This is a genomic window from Amycolatopsis sp. NPDC054798 (assembly GCF_053611505.1).
In genome coordinates this window covers 89,789-104,916 of the sequence record NZ_JBSHAM010000002.1, presented here as the reverse complement: position 1 = coordinate 104,916, position 15,128 = coordinate 89,789, and the positions used below count along the sequence as shown (strand labels likewise).

Below are 15,128 nucleotides of genomic sequence, written 5' to 3'. Positions count from 1 at the left end.
GCTCCTCAAGAGGCGGTGGCGGCGCGGTGGACCGCGGCGGCCAGCCGGTCGTGTTCGGGGTAGGACCAGCCGAAGCCGAAGCGGCGCCGGGTGTAGCCGAAGGCGATGCCGCTGAGCGGATCGGCGAAGGACTCCGAGCCCGCCGAGCCGTCGTGGCCGAAAGCGTTCGCGGCGAGGAACGGGTAGCGCAGGCCCTTGGCCTGGAAGCCGAGCGCGTAGTTGCCCTGCTCGCCGCGGACCAGGTCGGCGCCGGTGGAGTGCAGCATGGAGAACTCGCCGACGGTGTCCGGCTTGAGCAGCGGCGGACGTCCGTCGATGCCCCATACGGCCGCCGCGTACAGGCCGGCCAGGCCGCGGGCGCTGCCGACCCCGCCGGCCGATGCCTGGCCGCCGGCGCGGACGGCGCGGGTGTTGGCGAAGGCCGTCTGGTCCAGGGGCGGCGTGCTGTTGAGCCCGTACCCGATGCCGAGGATGCTGTGCGGGCCGGGCACGTTCGACCAGAACGCGGCCTCCTGCTCCGCAGTGGCGGTCCACCACTGGATCGGCCGGTAGCGGTGCTCCTCGGCTTCGGGCAGCCCCAGGTAGAGGTCCAGCCCGTACGGGGTGCGGACGCGCTCGTCGTAAACCTGTTGCAGCGACTGGCCGGTCGCCCGCCGGATCACCTCGTTCACCATGGCGAACGAGACGAACCCGCCGTAGCCGTAAGCCGAGCCCGGCTTCCAGTACGGCCGCTGCCCGGCCAGGCGGCGGGCGATCACCGCGTCGTCGGCCAGTTCGGCGGCCGACAGCCCGCCGTCGACGCCGATGACGCCGGAACGGTGGGTCAGCACGTCCCGCAGCGTGATCCCGTCCTTGCCGGCGGCGGCGAACTCCGGCCAGCGCCGGGCCACCGGCTCGTCGAGATCGAGGACTCCCTCCTGCACCAGCAGCGCCGCCACCAGCGTCGAGGCGCCCTTGGTGGAGGAGTAGACGCCGGTCAGCGTTTCGCCGCTCACTTCGTCCCCGGTCCACAGGTCGACCACCCGCCGGCCGCGCACGTAGGCGGTCAGCTGCGCGCCCGCCTGGCTGTCCTGCTCGGCGGCCGCCTCGGCGAACGTTTCGCGCACCTGCTCGAAACCGCCCGCGACCGTTCCGTGGACATCCGTCCTGCTCATCGTCGGCAACCCTTCGTGAATGAGTGTTGGTCGCCGGCATGACGGACGGTCCGGGGGAAAGGTGACCGGTCACGTTTCGCTGGTTTGCCGGGTCAGCTTTCTGACCTGACCGAGACGAGAGGAATGCGCTCGTGACGCCCCATGAGTTCCTGGCCGAGCAGTTCCAGGGGCACCGCCCGCGCCTGCGGGCGGTCGCCTACCGCATGCTCGGCTCGCTGAGCGAGGCCGAGGACGCCGTGCAGGAGGCATGGCTGCGGCTGGCGCGCTGGGACGCGGGGGACATCGACAACCTCGGCGGCTGGCTGACCACCGTGGTCGGCCGGGTGTGCCTGGACATGCTCCGCGCACGCAAGTCCCGGCGCGAGGAGCCGCTGGAGGAGCACCTGCCCGACCCGGTGATCAGCCGTGCGGACGGCGCCGGCCCGGAGCAGGAAGCGCTGCTGGCCGACTCGGTGGGCCTGGCGCTGCTGGTCGTGCTGGAGTCGCTGACTCCCGCCGAACGACTGGCGTTCGTGCTCCACGACATGTTCGGCCTGCCGTTCGAGCAGATCGCGCCCATCGTGGACCGCACCCCCACAGCGGCCAAGAAGCTCGCCAGCCGGGCCCGCCTGCGGGTCCGCGGCGCGACCCCGAACCCCGACCCCGACCTGAGCGTCCAGCGCCGGGTGGTCGACGCCTTCCTCGCCGCGGCCCGAGGCGGCGACCTCGCCGCGCTGGTGTCCGTTCTCAACCCCGACGTGACGCTGCGCGCCGACGGCGGAACGCTCACCGGCGGCATGAAGGTCATCCGAGGCGCCGCGGCCGTGGCGGGACAGCTCGCCACCTTCCAGCGCATGGCCACGAGCGCCACTACCCGCCCGGCGCTCGTCAACGGCCTCGCCGGACTGGTCAACACCCTCGACGACCAGCTGATCTCCGTCATGAGCTTCACCATCTCCGACGGCAGGATCGCCACCATCGACATCCTGTCCGACCCCGATCGCCTCGCCCAGCTCGACCTCACGCGCCTGGAGCCGTGATGCCGCACAGCGGCTCCCTCGCAGCCAGGGGCACGTGAAGAGACAGGTGCCGGGCGAGCTTGACCCTCGCACCGTGTCAGGCAGCACGATGCCGAGCATGTCTGTCCCGTATGTCGGCTCCGGCCCGTACTGCTACGCCAACTCCCTCGCGATGGTCCTGGGCGGCGAGGCGCCGCCCCCGCCCGTGATCGAGGTTGTGACCGGCTCCCCGTACGGAATGCAGCTCATCGGCGGCAGCCTGCCGTTGTTCGACTCGTTCGGCTGGGACCCCGAGATCGGGCTGGACGCGGCGATCGGCCTGCTCGGCTGGGAGTGCGAACGCCTGGACGGCGGGACGACCGCCGCGGCACTCGACCGGCTGCGCCGCGCCTGCCAGGACGGCCCCGTGCTGGCGGGGCCGCTCGAGCTCGGTCTGCTGTCGTACCAACCCGGGGCGGGCAAAGCGGTCGGCGCCGACCACTACCTGGTGGTGCTGGAGGTGAGCGACAGCACCGTGCTCGTACACGACCCGCAGGGCTACCCGTACGCCACGCTCGCGGTCGACGCCTTCGCCGCGGCGTGGCACGGAGAGCTCATTCCTTACCTGGAGCAGCCGTATCGGATGCGCCACCGGTTCACCCAGCGGCAGCGGGTCGGCCCGGAGGAGGCGCTGAGGCGCTCCCTGCCCACCGGACTGGCCTGGCTGGCCGGCCGTACGGACGTGGAGGTCCCGCCCGGAACGGTGGGGCAGGCCGAAGCCGCCGAGCGCACGGCCGTCCTGGCGGAGAAAGGGCTGGATCCCGAGATCAGGACGTTGTGGCAGGCGTTCGCGGTGCGGGTCGGCGCTCGCCGCCTCAACGACCTGGCGGTTTGCCTGGCGTCCCTCGGCCTCGACACCGGCGCGGCCGTCGCCGCGGAACAGGCCCGCATCGTCGGTGGCCTGCAGGCTCCGCTCGTGGCGCGCGACGACCTGACGCTCGCGGCCGGCCTGCGCCGATTGGCTCCGACTTACGAACGGCTGCTTACTGCCCTGATCGCCGACGAGAGGGAGTTCCAGGCCGAGGGCACGCCTTCGGCTCACTAGAAGCCAATATCCGCTGGCGCCTCGCGCATCCGGCCCGGGGTCGGAGCCAGCCGGGCCCGTCAGCTCGTCAAGATCGTCCGGTCCGCGTCCGAGGAGCAGGAGGCAACCAGGAGGGGCGAATGAATCGACCGCGCGGCGCCTGGAACGGAGGGGTCGGCACGTCGGCGGCCTCTCGCCGATCCACTGTCGGCTTCCCGGTATACCCTGCCGTCAGGGTGTGCCCGGAAGTTCCTTTTCGAGGGCCGCGGTCAGCGTGGCGACCTCGGGGCCGGTGACGATGCCGAGGTGGCGGGCCGGGCGTGGCGGGTGGATCGGCACGGCGACGAGGTCCGGATCGAGATCCAGGGCGAGTTCGGGGACGAGCGAGACGTCGACCCGCGCCCGGACCATCGCCTGCGCGAAGCAGCAGTCGGTTGCGGTGCAAGAACTCCGCGGTCTTGGAACAGCCGAGCACCCGCGAGTGCCGTGGGCGGATTCGGCGGGCGCTCTCGCGGAACTGCTGGAAGCCGGGAAGATCCGCACCGCCGGTCTGTCCCATGTGGACAGCGAGCAGATCGTCGAGGCGCACGAGGTGCTGGGGGGAGCGGCTGGTGGCCGTGCAGAACCGCTACTCCCCGGCGGTGCGCGACGCCGAACCCGAGCTGCGGCTGTGCGCGTCGCTCGGGATCGCGTTCCTGCCGTGGAGTCCGTTGGGCGGGCTGGCACGGAGTTCTCTGGCCGGGCTGCAGGCCGCGCTGCCCGCCCCGGCGTTCGCGGCGTTCCACGACATCGCCCGCGAGCGTGGGGTGACCTCGCGGCAGGTCGGGCTGGCCTGGCTGATCAGGCGTTCGCCCGCGGAGCTTTCGCTCAGCGCTGCGGAGCTGGCGCGGCTCGGGTAGTGCGATCAGCACCGTCCACTTGCCCGCGATGCGGTCGAGGACCTCGCGGGCCGGGCACTCGGGAGAGCCGCCCGGATTCCCGGGCACCCGCGGGAAATCCCGTCGCCGCGCGGAAATCGTCCGATCCCCGCGCGGCGACGGGATGCCGAGCCGTGATCGCTCAGGCGCGAACGGTCTTCATCGCCCGGGACCAGGACTCGAGCTGGTCGAACAGGACGACGGCGGCCTCCTCGTGGAGTCCCGCCGGGGTGAACGAGGTGAAGTTTTCGAAATCGGTGTACAGCGAGAAAGACAGTTGCTGGCGGACGTGCGCGATCTGCAGTTCACTCGAAATCGCGCGCAGGTGCTCGATCGCACGGGACCCGCCGAGGGAGCCGTAGGACACGAAGGCGGCGGCCTTGTTGTTCCACTCGCCGTACAGGTAGTCGATCGCGTTCTTCAGCACGCCGGAGGTCGAGTGGTTGTACTCGGGGGTGACGAACACGAAGCCGTCGTAGGAGGCGATCTTCTCGGCCCACGCCTTCGTGTGGTCGTTGGCGTACAGGCCGCGGCTCGGCGGGATGGCCTCGTCGAGGTGCGGCAGCGGGTAGTCGGCGAGGTCGACCAGTTCGTATACGGCCTCGGTCCGGGTCTTGGACTGCTCCAGCACCCAGTCGGCGACCTGTTTGCCGTTGCGGCCGGGACGGGTGCTGCCGACGATGACGGCGATCCGGAGGTCACTCATCGAGCGGGTTCCTTTCGGTGGGGCGCCAGCCCGGGGTGTGGGCCGGCGGCGATCACGTGAAGCTTAGGGTGCGCGCCGCATCCAGTCCTCGTTTGCCTCTCCCCGGCATGGGGATCTCACGTTCTGAGTGCCGCGCGCGTCTGCTGGGCAGGAGAGAGGAAACGCAGATGAGCACACGGCACGTCGTCACCGAGACCAGTCTCGGACCGGTCACTCTGGTCGCCGAGGGCGAGGCGGTCACCGGGCTGTACTTCAGCCGCCACACTCGCCGGCCCTCGCCGGAGGCGTTCGGCCCCGAGGTCGTCGGCTCGGCGGACCCGCTGCTGGCCGAGGCGGACCGGCAGTTGCGCCAGTACCTGGCAGGCCGGCGCCGGGAGTTCGATCTTCCGCTCGCCGCCGAGGGCGACGCGTTCCAGCAGGCAGTGTGGGACATCGTGAAGACCGTCCGCCACGGCGAGACGACCACTTACGGCCGGATCGCGGAGCAACTGGGCGATCGACGTCTCGCGCGGCGGGTGGGGCGAGCGGTGGGCGCGAACCCGCTGTGCGTGTTCGTGCCGTGCCATCGCGTCGTCGGCTCGACCGGAGCCCTCACCGGGTACGCGGGCGGGCTGGAGCGCAAGCAGTCGCTGCTGGAACGCGAGAAACCGGTTCCGGCCAACGCGGGACACTTGTCCTGACCGGCGCTCGCATCCTGGCCACCGCGAACACGTCTTCAGTGGGATGAACATGCACCAGCCCTTCGAGCAAGTAGTCGCCCGGCACGGGGCGACCGTGCTGCGCGTCTGCCGGGTCGTCCTCGGCCCGCACGACGCGGACGACGCGTGGTCGGAGACCTTCCTCTCCGCCCTGCGGGCCTATCCGGACCTGCCGGAAACCGCGAATGTCGAGGCGTGGCTCGTGACGATCGCGCACCGCAAGGCGATCGACGTGCTGCGCGCCGCGAAGAGGAATCCGCTGCCGGTCGAGGAGATCCCCGAGAAGCCGGCGCAAGCGGAGCCCCTTCCCGGCGCGGAGGGCGACGACCTGTGGGCCGCGGTGCGCGGGCTTCCGGACAAGCAACGCCAAGCCATCGCCTACCGCTACGTCGCGGGGCTGTCCCACGCCGAGATCGCCGAGATCCTCGGCGGCACCGTCGAAGCGGCGCGCAGAGCCGCCGCCGACGGGCTCAAGAACCTGAGGAAAAACCGTCCGGGCGCGACCGTGAAAGGAGCATCCTCATGAACGGCATCCGCAACGACGACGACCTGGTCGCGCTGGCGTCGGCGCCCGGGGACGCGGATCTTCTCGACCGGCTCCATCGCCGCCTGGAGCGGGAGGCGGAGCGAGCGGACCTCGTCGACATCGCTTACACCACAGTCGATTCCCCAGTCGGCGGCCTGCTGCTGGCGGCCACGCCGAAGGGGCTGGTCCGCGTGGCGTACGCCAGCGAGGACCACGAGCGGGTGCTGGAGGCGCTCGGCCGGAAACTCAGCCCGCGCATCCTGCGCGCGCCGAAACGGCTGGACGGCGTCGCGCGCGAGATCGACGAGTACTTCGCCAAGGACCGCCGGGCCTTCGACGTCCCCCTCGACCTGTCCCTGTCGCGCGGATTCCGGCGGCTCGTGCAGACCCGGCTGCCCGAAATCGGGTACGGCGAGACGCGCAGCTACCGGGACATGGCCGAACTCGTCGGCAATCCCAAGGCCGTCCGCGCGGTCGGCACCGCCTGCGCGACCAATCCGCTGCCGATCGTCGTTCCGTGCCACCGCGTGCTGCGCTCCGACGGAACGCTCGGCGGGTACGTCGGCGGGGCGGCGGCCAAGACCGCATTGCTGAATCTGGAGGCGGCATGAGTGTTGCGCGGAAGAAGAACGAGGACCGCTGGCGCGACCGGGTCGAGTCCGGGGACTGGGCGGCGATCACCGCCGAGGTCAACGAATACGGCGGCGCGCTGCTGCCGCAACTGCTGGCCCCGAAGGAAACCGAAGAGATCCGGGAGTTGTACCAGCGGGAGGAGTTGTTCCGCAGCACTGTCGACATGGGACGGCACCGGTTCGGCGAAGGCCAGTACCGGTACTTCCACGCGCCCTACCCGGAGCCGATCGAACGGCTCAAACAGGCGCTGTACCCGCGCCTGCTGCCCATCGCCCGCGACTGGTGGGCGAAGCTCGGCCGGCCCGCCCCCTGGCCGGACACCCTCGACGAGTGGCTGCGGATGTGCCATGACGCCGGGCAGACAAAGTCCACCGCGATCCTGTTGCGCTACGCGGAAAAGGACTGGAACGCCCTGCACCGCGACCTGTACGGCGACCTTGTGTTCCCGCTGCAGGTCGTGATCAACCTCAACGAGCCGGGCGTGGACCACACCGGCGGCGAATTCCTGCTGCTGGAACAACGCCCGCGCGCCCAGTCGAGGGGCACGGCGACGCTGCTGCCGCACGGCCACGGCTACCTGTTCACCACCCGCGACCGGCCGGTCAAGTCCGCGCGCGGCTGGTCCGCCGCGCCCGTCCGGCACGGCGTGTCCGCGATCAGGTCGGGCGAACGGCACACCCTCGCGCTGGTATTCCACGACGCGGCGTGAGCTATACGCTGCTCGGCCCGGACGGCCGCCCCTACGAGTCCCCGGCGAAAGGGAAGTGGGGCGGCCACCGCGCTGCGCGGATCTACGGCCGGCTCGACTGCGCCAGCGCGCTGCGCGCGATCGACCGCGGCGGCTACGTCCGGCAGCGGGTGTTCTTCGCCGACGAGACCACGGCGGCCGCGGCCGGTTTCCGCCCGTGCGGGAACTGCTGCAAGGACCGTTACCACAGCTGGAAGACCGCCCGGGAGAACGGCGAACCATGGAATCCCTGACCAGCCCGTTGCTGACCGCGCCCGCCGCGTACGACGCGGACCTGGCCGTCACCGGCGCGGAAGTCGCGGCCATCGTCCGGCTCGCCCGCAGCCGCGGCGCCCGGGACCTCGCGATCGGGTCCGGTCGTACCGCCAACGCCGTCGAGGCCGCGCGCCTGATCGAGTCCGCCTGGGACCGGGCCGGCGGGCGGACCCTCGCGACGGTCGCCTGGCCCGAGACCGCGGCGTCCTGGCTGCGGCCCGCGTCGCGGTTCGCCGCGGCGGAGCCCGACCTGTGGGTGATGACCGGCCCGGCGACCGGCTGGGCGCAGATGACCCGGCGGCTGCTGTGGTCGACCCGCTGGACCCCGGAACGCACTCTGGCGACTGCCGGGATCGGCGATCCGCGCACCCTCGCGCTCGTTGGCCTCGTCCACCTGGACGGCCTGGCCGGGGCCACCGCGGCCGGTGATTCTTGGCTGGTGGCAAGGGAATCCCTCACGCGGGTCGAGAGGCGGGCGCGTGCCGCAGAACTGTCCTGACGAAGACCTCGGCGTCGTCGTGGGGGACGACGGGCTCGCCAGACCCGCATGGGCCGCGGCGAACCCGTTGCTGCGCGACTACTACGACACCGAATGGGGCATGCCCGTCACCGACGAACGAGGTGTCTTCGAACGTGTCAGCCTCGAAGGATTCCAGGCGGGCCTGTCCTGGGCGACGATCCTCCGCAAACGCCCCGCCTTCCGCGAGGCGTTCGACGACTTCGTCCCGGACAAAATCGCCGCCTACACCGAGTCCGATGTGGAGCGCTTGATGGCCGACGCCGGCATCGTGCGCAACCGGCGCAAGATAACGGCGACGATCGGCAACGCCCGGGCCACAATCGCACTGCGCGAGGAGACGGGACTCGCTGATCTGGTGTGGTCGTTCCGGCCCGAGGACACGCCCCGTCCCCGGCGGTTCGCGGACATTCCCGCGCAGTCCGCCGAGTCGGTCGCGCTGTCGAAAGAGCTGCGCCGTCGCGGTTTCGCTTTTGTGGGGCCGACGACGATGTATGCCCTCATGGAGGCGATCGGCATCGTCGACACGCATCTGCTCGGCTCGCACCGGCGGGGGAGTTCGGGAATCTGGCCCGCGTGAGATCTCACGTTTTCTTGCGGCGCGGTGCTTTCCGGACGCCGGGGAGACGGACGCCCGGCGTCGCCGGTCCCTGGCGGACCGGCAGGCCCGCGCCCGCCGGTCGCGGGTTCCGTGCGCCGGGCTGCGGCCGGGGCCGGCCGGTCCAAGCCCAGTTCGGCGGCTCGGCGGCAGAAGAGTGCGTTGACGAACTGTCTGACGCGGACGGACCACAAGGGCGCGAATGCGTCGGTCGGTCCGCGCTTTCTGCGGTGATCGACACGGTTGCGCGATCAGAACACGGCGATGGGGTTGACCGTGACGCCGGTCAGGCCGTGGATGCGCGGCGGGCCGACCGTGAGCAGGAAGCTGTAGCGCTTCAGCTCCGCGCACAGCGCCGCGAGGTCGTCGAGTTGTGAGCCGTCGATCAGCGGCATCGCCATTCTGCCTAGCGCGACGCCGTGCAGCGGGGACGGTCCATCAGGGTCGAGTGCCGGGTAGGCGTCGCCCCGGTCGCCCGTGTAGAGGGCGACGCCGCGACGGTGCATCCAGCGCACCGCGTCGAGGCTGATGCCTGGGGTCGGCCTGCCGGGAAGGAGCGGGTCGGCGGGCCAGCCGAACCGCACCGCCAGCGCGTCGCCCGACTGTACCTCGACGCCTTGCCTGCGCTCGGCGTCTTCGAGGTCGCGCGAGGTCACCGCGTGCCCGGACGGGAGCGGCTCTTCGGCCGCCAGGTCGAGCAGAACCCCTCGCGTGACGATTCCGGCGGCGAAGGCCGTCGTCGAGCCGAAGGTGACGCCCGCGGCCGTCACGACCTCATCCCTCGGCCGGCCGGGGTAGACCTCGTTGCCGGTCGACCAGTGCGCCAGCGCGTCGATGTGCGTCGACTTCGCGTGGTGGTTCGTGACCAGCATCAGATCGGCCGCCACGCCGACCCCGGTGTGGGACATCAGCTGCTGCACGGGAGAGACGTCCACCGTCGTGGGCGCGAACGGGCTGCTGATCATCGGGTTGGGCGTGATCGGCTGCGCCAGCGACGCCCATCGACCGGTCCGCACCGCCGCTGCGGCGTTCGCGCGCACGTCGTCGGTGATGAGGTTGAGCGTGCCGAGTTCGTCGTCGGATCCCCATCGGCCCCAGTTGTCCGGCAGGTCAAGGTCGGTCGGATCGGCCATGCGGGCGGGCCCCTCTCATCGCGATCCGCCGGGACGACGGTCGCCTCGCGCCACCCCGCAGGGGCAGGGCGGTTCCGCGGGTCAAGATCGACGGTACTCCGTCGAGCACGACCAGGATTGCGGCGGACGGTCCCGGAGAACATGGTGGGCATGCCCGGGGACTCTTGGCACGCTCATCGGCAGAAGCGGGCGTTCGCACCAGGAGGAGACTGACGCGCAGGCGCCGTTGTCGAGAACGTGTTCTTATCACGACACCGAGCCGCAACGACCCCGGCAACTGACGGATTCCCGTGCCGCCGCGCCGTTCAACGCGCCGTACTGGCGGTCGAGGCGCGATCAACCTCGCGGCATGACTAGCACGGCCCCGCGGCCTACGAACCTGCTGCGCTCACTGACCGTGCAACTGGCCGTCCACGGGGAATTCCGACTGGCCGCTGACAACGGATGCGGAGAATTCGGCGTCGTCGTCCGGTTTGAGGTGCTTGGCGCGGACGCGTTGGGCTGTGAGGCGCGCTCAACGCAGTTCCCGGGCGACTGGTTGACCTCTAGCTATATCGAGGTTTCAGAATGACGATCATGACATTGTGGATCTGTGCCCGATGCGGCATCGAACAGCCCGGTTCCCCGGAGCCCCCGCATTGCGTGATGGACCGTGGCGAGGTCGGCATCGAGGAGCGCGGCGACCTGGGCCCGCACTCCGGGAGCTGGCGCACCCACGAACAGCTCGCCGCCGAACCGCACACGGTGCGGCAGCGGGACCACGGCCGCGGGGTGCGCAGCCTGCGGCGGGAACCGGTGGTGGGCATCGGGCAGTGGTCGTTTGTCGTGCAGACCGAGCAGGGGAACGTGCTGTGGGATCCGCCGACCTCCATCGAGCCGGACACGCTCGCCGCCGTTCGGGCGCACGGCGAGGTGGTCCTGATCGCGACCAGCCACCCGCACATGTTCGCCGCCCAGGTCAGCTGGAGCCATGCGTTCGGGCGGATTCCGGTGCTGGTGAACGCCGCGGGCCGGGAATGGCTGGGCCGCGCCGACCCCGTGATCGAGTTCTGGACGGAGCACGCCGAGCCGGTGCCCGGCGTCGAGCTGATCCAGGTCGGCGGCCATATGCTGGGCAGCGCGGTCCTGCGCACCCCGGACGGCACGATCCTGTCTGGCGACACCGTCAGCGGCGGGCTGGCGCCGAACTGGGTGTCGTTCCAGCGCAACTTCCCGAAGCACATCCCGCTGTCCGCCGCGGTGGTCCGGCGGATCGTGGACCGGCTGGACGGCTGGTCCTACGACCGGTTGTACACACTCGGCGGGGACACCATCGACGCGGACGCCAAGGACGTCGTGCACCGTTCCGCCGAGGCGCACATCCGTTGGGTCAGCGGCGAATTCGACCACTTGACCTGACAGGATTCGGCTGGAGCGTCTTATTCCTGGAGTGCGGCGGGTGGCAGTCAGCTGCGCGCAGGCTCCGGCTCTCCAGGGAAGTGCCCGCCGCAAATTCACCTAGGAACTCGCGAGCCGGTGCCGACGCGTCGGGAACTTTCGCCGACGAAGCAACGTAAGCCGCTATCTGCCGTCTTATGACACGTGTGGACCCATGGTGGAGCGAAGCATCTCCGAACAGACCTTCCGGGTGCTGATCGCGGTGCGGACGGACCAGGAGCTGTCCGAGGCCCGGGGGCGACTGTGGGTCGGCACCCTCTGACCAGGGCGGACAGCGCGGCCCGGCAGCTGGCCGCAAACGCCGGCAGCATGGTGTCGCGTCCCCCTGCGGCGGAAGGGCGGGCATGATCGGCACCGAGGCTCAGTACCGCGCGCTGGTGCGGCTGCTCCCGGCCTGGTATCGCGCCGAACGCGGCGACGAGATGGTCGGCACCCTGCTCGACTTGCACGGCGAGCGGGCCCGCGGGGCGCTGTGGGGCGAACTGTGGGCGTTGCTCGCACTGGGCGTCCGCACCCGGTTTGCGGCCGGGGCGGCACCCGCGCGAGCGGTCGCGTTCGGAGATCTGGTGCGCCACGCCGCGCTTCTCGGTCTGCTCTGGGACGTGCTCAGATCCGCCAGCAACCTCGGCAGCACGCTCTGGCTCCTCCTCGCGTTCTCCGGCCCCTACCCCGGGAACTTCCGCGCGGCGCTGACGTCTGGTCTGATCACGGACCTCGTCCTGCTGGCGGCCGCGCTGATCCCGCTCGTACTGCTGGTGGACGGATGGCGCCGCACCGCACGGATCGCCGCCGGCGCGATACTGGCGGCGGGCGCGATCTGGTTCCTGGCCAAGCATTCCTTCGACCTCAGCCCCGAACTGGTCGGATACTTCGCTCCGCTGTGGCTTCCGCTGGTGTTGCTGCTGGCGGCTTTCCACGTCGACGCCCCGGCGCCCCCGGCGCGGCCGTGGTGGCTGGCCATCGGCGGAAGCCTGATCCTCGCCCCCGCTCTCGCGCTCAGGTTCGGCCTGCCGGGCGATCCGGAGCAGATCACCGGTTTGTCCCCGCTCGTCTGGCTGTGCGCGCTCGCCGGGGCCGGGTATCTGCTGCTCCGGCACCGCGCTGGCCCACGTCCGGCACGGATGCTGGCGCTGGCGCTGTGCATCGCGCTGGTGGTGGTTCAGAACGTGGTGTGGAAGAACGGGATCATCCCGTTCGGTGCGGCAGTGCTCGCGCAGGTCTGCTGCGCCGGAGCGGTTGTCGTGGTGCTGGCAGTGGTCGGGATCCGTGACTACCGCCGGGGCGTCGTGCAACGCTGATCCTGTTCGGCTTTTCTTCTCCGGAAAGAGATTTCCGGACGTCTCGAAACCCGCTGCCTACGGCAGAGAGCCCGGGAATCGGCCGGTTTCTGCCGGCCGCCGGCGCGCCGGGGGTACAGCAAGGCCGATGTCACCGTGCCCGGGTCCCTGCGGTTGGTCCCGGGGAACCGTGACTTACGGCCGTTCCGGCGGACGCGCCGGGGGAGTTGGCTGTATGCGAAGACGCCCGCCGCGGAGGGGACGGTACGGGACCGTTTCCGCCGTACTGCCCCCGCCGTGCGCGAGCAGGAAACCCCCAGGCGAATCGAGGCGTCCCAGATGTCACGACCATCGAGATCCGCGGCGGCGGTGCTGTCGGCGTTCGTTCTGTCCCTGGCCTTCCCCGCAGGGACCGCGTTCGCGGACCGCACCCCGCCGCCCGCTTCGGCCACTCCTCCGCCCGCCGCGGCCACTGCAGCCGCCCCGACGGCCACGACGACTGCCTCCGCCCCTACTGCCACAGCGCGTCCGACGTCCGAGCCGGACAAGGCGTCCCCGTCGTCCACGACGTCCCGGCCCGCCGCGAAGCCGCCCAAGCCCACCAGTTCTCAAGCTCCGTCGACGACGCCACGCCCGAGCGCCTCCGCTGCCGACTTCGTGGACGTCCGGCTGTCGGTGTGGTTCGACAAGCCCTCCTACACCGCGACGGAGCAGATCACCGTCCATGCCAAGGCGACCAACACCGGAACCGTGACCGCGCGGTCGGTTTCGCTGGTGTCCAGCGGGAATCTTTCGAGCACCTGGTGGTCGCACTTCTCTCCCCTCGGTGTGCCGATCGAGCCGGGACAGGCGGTGGAAGGCTCCGCCGACGGGTACGTGACCACTGCGGCGGGCGCGTTGACCATCACTGTCTCTGCTGTCGTGTCCAGCGATCAGAAGGACGCCGATCCGGCGGACAACACCGTCACTGTCTCCGTTCCGGTCGCGCACCCGGTCGGAAGCTACCGGGGGACCGTTTACGGCGACGCCAACGGCAACGGCGTGCTGGATCGGGGAGAGGCGCTGGCCGGGGCCAAAGTGGACGTCGCCGGCGGCGTGCCGGATCTCAGCTACAGCACGACGACCGACGACAGCGGCCGCTTCGTCTTCTCCGCCCTGCCGGCAGGCAGCTACTGGGCTAGGTTCACCAAGGCCGGGTGGTACGTGCCGGACCAGCGCGTCGAGATCGGCGGGGCTCACGATCCCGACGTGCTGGCCCGCGGAGTGCCCGCAGTCGGCGACCGGCTGGCCGCTTCGATGGCGTTCAACCGCCAGTCGTACCGCAAGAACGAGGTCCCGCACCTGCGGGTGACGCTGGCCAACAACGGCACGGCCCTCCTCACGAACCTGACCGCGTCGTGCTGGGTCAACGGTCAGGGGAAGGTCGCTGCCGGAGACCTGGCCGTGGGCGGGCCGGGAGCAGCCGTCCCCGCCGGAAAGAAGCGCGTTTTCGACCTGACGATCCGGATCACCGGCGAAATGGTTTCCGAGGGCTATCTCCGGGCGTATTGCACGATCGGTGCGCCACCGTATTCCAACGGGTCGGTCGGGGTCAGGGCGACAGCCGCGATTCCCGGCGGCATGGCCCCGGCGATCGCCGGCGGACTGTATGTCTTCCGCGGGAAGAATCCGACTGAACCGCCCTGGGGCGACCCTCTGCCCGGGGTGAAAATCTACCTGCGGAACCAGATCACCGGAGTGATCGCCGCCCGTGCGGTGAGCGGCCGCGGCGGCGGCTTCACCTTCTACCGTGTCCCGGCAGGCGTGTACTCGGTAGGGGTCGTGGGGCCCTGGCAAGTGGTCTATCCCGTCGATTTCGTGGTCCGGGACGGCGTGAACGGGATCGACCCCCTGGATTCCTACGCTCACCAGTGCTTCGTCGTGCCCGGCCCGTACCAGCCTGATCCGGACTCCGGGCCGCCCTCGTCCGGCGCCCGACCCGCACCTGCCCACCCCCGGCCCGCGGCTCCGGCCGCGGCAGCACCGGCAACCACGCCGTCGCACGGCCTGGCCGAGACCGGCGTAGAGGTCACGTGGCTCGCACTGGGTGCGTTCCTCACGACGGTGCTCGGCGCGGCACTCGTGCTTGGCGCGTACCGGCGCCGCTGGCGGTAGCGGCACTCCAGCACGGCGGGGCGCTCGGCGGGCGAAGATTCGACGTCGAGCGCCCTTCGGCCGCTGCTCGATTTCCGGCGGTGCGTATTGCAGCGGAAACCAATGGAGCAGCGGCGCGGTTTACTTCGACCGGGCCTTGCCGGACTGATCGAGAACAAAGTCCTGCGGAACGCCCCTTTCGCGGTCGGCTGGGCCAGGGCGCGCCAGCTTTGAAGCCTTCCGCGAGGCACGGAGGGGTCGGTGGACGCAGTGGTATTCAGGGGTCGTCGCCGATGTCCGGGGCGGCCTGGCCCCGACGCGGGACAGCGCAAACT

General features: G+C 70.8%; 17 protein-coding genes. 13 read left to right on the top strand and 4 right to left on the bottom strand.

Annotated elements, in window-relative coordinates:
- Nucleotides 1–5 precede the first annotated feature (5 nt).
- Nucleotides 6–1,154: a serine hydrolase domain-containing protein gene (locus ACWGIC_RS01975; protein ID WP_452074010.1), complete on the bottom strand. Its 1,149-nt coding sequence runs from the start codon at nucleotides 1,152–1,154 to the stop codon at nucleotides 6–8.
- Nucleotides 1,155–1,285: 131 nt separating this feature from the next.
- Here ACWGIC_RS01975 and sigJ point away from each other — a divergent pair, with 131 nt between their 5' ends.
- Together sigJ and ACWGIC_RS01965 are read left to right on the top strand one after the other, a co-directional pair.
- Entirely contained in the window at nucleotides 1,286–2,173 is an 888-nt protein-coding gene (sigJ, locus tag ACWGIC_RS01970; RefSeq protein ID WP_452074009.1) for an RNA polymerase sigma factor SigJ, read from the top strand.
- A 97-nt stretch (nucleotides 2,174–2,270) separates the two neighbouring features.
- The gene (locus tag ACWGIC_RS01965; protein ID WP_452074008.1) at nucleotides 2,271–3,236 is read left to right on the top strand and encodes a hypothetical protein; all 966 of its coding nucleotides are present in this window, start codon (nucleotides 2,271–2,273) and stop codon (nucleotides 3,234–3,236) included.
- Between the two features lie 210 nt (nucleotides 3,237–3,446).
- On the opposite strand, the gene ACWGIC_RS01960 is transcribed toward ACWGIC_RS01965, so the two are convergent.
- Nucleotides 3,447–3,626 carry a hypothetical protein gene (locus tag ACWGIC_RS01960; RefSeq protein ID WP_452074007.1) on the bottom strand — a complete coding sequence of 60 codons (180 nt, stop codon included), beginning with the start codon at nucleotides 3,624–3,626 and terminating at the stop codon, nucleotides 3,447–3,449.
- Between the two features lie 200 nt (nucleotides 3,627–3,826).
- On the opposite strand from ACWGIC_RS01960, the gene ACWGIC_RS01955 reads away from it, so the two are divergent.
- Entirely contained in the window at nucleotides 3,827–4,114 is a 288-nt protein-coding gene (locus ACWGIC_RS01955; protein ID WP_452074006.1) for an aldo/keto reductase, read from the top strand.
- A gap of 160 nt (nucleotides 4,115–4,274) precedes the next feature.
- On the opposite strand, the gene ACWGIC_RS01950 is transcribed toward ACWGIC_RS01955, so the two are convergent.
- Nucleotides 4,275–4,838, bottom strand: a complete 564-nt coding sequence (locus ACWGIC_RS01950) for an NADPH-dependent FMN reductase (protein WP_452074005.1) — start codon at nucleotides 4,836–4,838, stop codon at nucleotides 4,275–4,277.
- Between the two features lie 167 nt (nucleotides 4,839–5,005).
- Here ACWGIC_RS01950 and ACWGIC_RS01945 point away from each other — a divergent pair, with 167 nt between their 5' ends.
- Genes ACWGIC_RS01945 through ACWGIC_RS01915 form a run of 7 tightly spaced genes read left to right on the top strand, consistent with a single transcriptional unit; the run spans nucleotide 5,006 to nucleotide 8,795 of the window.
- On the top strand, nucleotides 5,006–5,518 hold the full coding sequence (locus ACWGIC_RS01945) for a methylated-DNA--[protein]-cysteine S-methyltransferase (protein ID WP_452074004.1): 513 nt from the start codon (nucleotides 5,006–5,008) through the stop codon (nucleotides 5,516–5,518).
- 49 nt (nucleotides 5,519–5,567) lie between these two features.
- Nucleotides 5,568–6,062: an RNA polymerase sigma factor gene (locus tag ACWGIC_RS01940; RefSeq protein WP_452074003.1), complete on the top strand. Its 495-nt coding sequence runs from the start codon at nucleotides 5,568–5,570 to the stop codon at nucleotides 6,060–6,062.
- Nucleotides 6,059–6,673, top strand: a complete 615-nt coding sequence (locus ACWGIC_RS01935) for a methylated-DNA--[protein]-cysteine S-methyltransferase (protein ID WP_452074002.1) — start codon at nucleotides 6,059–6,061, stop codon at nucleotides 6,671–6,673. Before ACWGIC_RS01940 ends, ACWGIC_RS01935 begins: the two co-directional genes overlap by 4 nt.
- Nucleotides 6,670–7,404, top strand: coding sequence for a 2OG-Fe(II) oxygenase (locus ACWGIC_RS01930; RefSeq protein ID WP_452074001.1), 735 nt, complete (start codon nucleotides 6,670–6,672; stop codon nucleotides 7,402–7,404). The genes ACWGIC_RS01935 and ACWGIC_RS01930 overlap by 4 nt, the downstream gene beginning before the upstream one ends.
- On the top strand, nucleotides 7,401–7,676 hold the full coding sequence (locus ACWGIC_RS01925; RefSeq protein WP_452074000.1) for an Ada metal-binding domain-containing protein: 276 nt from the start codon (nucleotides 7,401–7,403) through the stop codon (nucleotides 7,674–7,676). The genes ACWGIC_RS01930 and ACWGIC_RS01925 overlap by 4 nt, the downstream gene beginning before the upstream one ends.
- Nucleotides 7,664–8,197, top strand: a complete 534-nt coding sequence (locus ACWGIC_RS01920) for a hypothetical protein (RefSeq protein ID WP_452073999.1) — start codon at nucleotides 7,664–7,666, stop codon at nucleotides 8,195–8,197. Before ACWGIC_RS01925 ends, ACWGIC_RS01920 begins: the two co-directional genes overlap by 13 nt.
- The gene (locus tag ACWGIC_RS01915; protein WP_452073998.1) at nucleotides 8,178–8,795 is read left to right on the top strand and encodes a DNA-3-methyladenine glycosylase I; all 618 of its coding nucleotides are present in this window, start codon (nucleotides 8,178–8,180) and stop codon (nucleotides 8,793–8,795) included. Before ACWGIC_RS01920 ends, ACWGIC_RS01915 begins: the two co-directional genes overlap by 20 nt.
- Nucleotides 8,796–9,064: 269 nt before the next feature.
- On the opposite strand, the gene ACWGIC_RS01910 is transcribed toward ACWGIC_RS01915, so the two are convergent.
- Nucleotides 9,065–9,946: a cyclase family protein gene (locus ACWGIC_RS01910; protein ID WP_452073997.1), complete on the bottom strand. Its 882-nt coding sequence runs from the start codon at nucleotides 9,944–9,946 to the stop codon at nucleotides 9,065–9,067.
- Nucleotides 9,947–10,513: 567 nt separating this feature from the next.
- On the opposite strand from ACWGIC_RS01910, the gene ACWGIC_RS01905 reads away from it, so the two are divergent.
- From ACWGIC_RS01905 to ACWGIC_RS01895, 3 genes are all read left to right on the top strand, one after another.
- On the top strand, nucleotides 10,514–11,344 hold the full coding sequence (locus ACWGIC_RS01905) for a hydrolase (RefSeq protein WP_452073996.1): 831 nt from the start codon (nucleotides 10,514–10,516) through the stop codon (nucleotides 11,342–11,344).
- Between the two features lie 383 nt (nucleotides 11,345–11,727).
- On the top strand, nucleotides 11,728–12,681 hold the full coding sequence (locus tag ACWGIC_RS01900; protein WP_452073995.1) for a hypothetical protein: 954 nt from the start codon (nucleotides 11,728–11,730) through the stop codon (nucleotides 12,679–12,681).
- Nucleotides 12,682–12,999: 318 nt separating this feature from the next.
- Nucleotides 13,000–14,814, top strand: coding sequence for a carboxypeptidase regulatory-like domain-containing protein (locus ACWGIC_RS01895; RefSeq protein ID WP_452073994.1), 1,815 nt, complete (start codon nucleotides 13,000–13,002; stop codon nucleotides 14,812–14,814).
- The last annotated feature ends 314 nt before the right edge of the window (nucleotides 14,815–15,128 follow it).